Consider the following 1,046-nt stretch of genomic DNA (forward strand, 5'->3'; position numbering starts at 1 on the left):
CTAGAGCGGGTCCCGATCAGCTTGAAGCATAAGCATCATCCTCGTAGCCGGCCGCGGTGAAGTAGTTGCGGCACTCCTCGGGCGAGAAGCGCGTGAAGGCTTTGTGGATCGTCTCCCAGAGATCGCTGACCGTGCGGGCCGCCGCGCTGCGCAGGAGCGCTTTGAGCTTCGCGAAGGCAAGTTCAATCGGGTTGAACTCAGGCGAGTACGGTGGGAGGTACAGGAGCCGGGCCCCGGCTGCCTCGATCGCCTCGCGCACGCCCGCCACCTTGTGAGCGCCGAGGTTGTCCAGGATGAGGGTGTCGCCCGGCCTTAAGGTCGGGACCAGTGTCTCTGCCACGTAGGCGCGGAAACGCTCGCCCGTCACAGGCCCGTCCAGCAGCGCAACCGCCTCGGGCCCGCTCGTCCTCAGCCCGGCGATGACCGTGGTGGTTTTCCAATGCCCGGCCGGCGCCGCAATCCGGCAGCGTGCGCCGCGTGGTGCCCAGCCGTAGCGGCGGACCATGCTGGTGGTCGCTGCCGTCTCGTCCAGGAACACGAGGCGCTCCGGATCGAGCTCGGGCTGGGCCTCGAACCACGCCTCACGCGCCGCTCTTACGTCGTCTCGCTCCTGCTCAGCTGCGTGCAGCGCCCTTTTTTGCGCGTGATCCGGTGCCGGGCGAAGAAGCGCGACAGAGAGCTGGTGGTGACCGCGACCCCGTGCGCCTGCAGAGCCTCGCGCAGCTCGCGCAGGAGGATCTGCGGGCGAGCCTCATAGGTCTGCCGGATGAGGTCGGCATGAGCCTCGATGTGGCGGGAGCGCTGGTCGCCGCCCAGCGGCTTGGGCGCGACGTGGCCCACGCGCCGCTTCTGCTGCGACCAGCGGCTGGCGCTGGCCCGGCTCACCCCGAAGCGCTCGGCGGCCTGCCGGCAGGTCGCCCCGGCTGAGACAGCGGATGCCACGCGCTGGCGAAGATCGACGGATAAGGTTGTCGGCATGGGCTCCTCCTTGCCCCATCAACCCCTAGCCGCCCAGCACAGCTTCCGATCGGACGAGCTCCGCTCTA

The 1,046-nt window shown here is 69.0% G+C and carries 1 protein-coding gene; it reads right to left on the bottom strand.

All coding sequences use genetic code 11. The annotated features are described in order from the left end of the window. Positions 1-16 precede the first annotated feature (16 nt). A protein-coding gene (locus ACS5Q7_RS24035; protein ID WP_478341784.1) for an IS630 family transposase occupies positions 17-978 on the bottom strand; the annotation gives its coding sequence in 2 pieces (ribosomal slippage) (positions 17-639 and positions 639-978; 963 coding nt in all). Positions 979-1,046: the final 68 nt, after the last annotated feature.

The organism is Methylobacterium sp. Gmos3 (genome assembly GCF_056430985.1).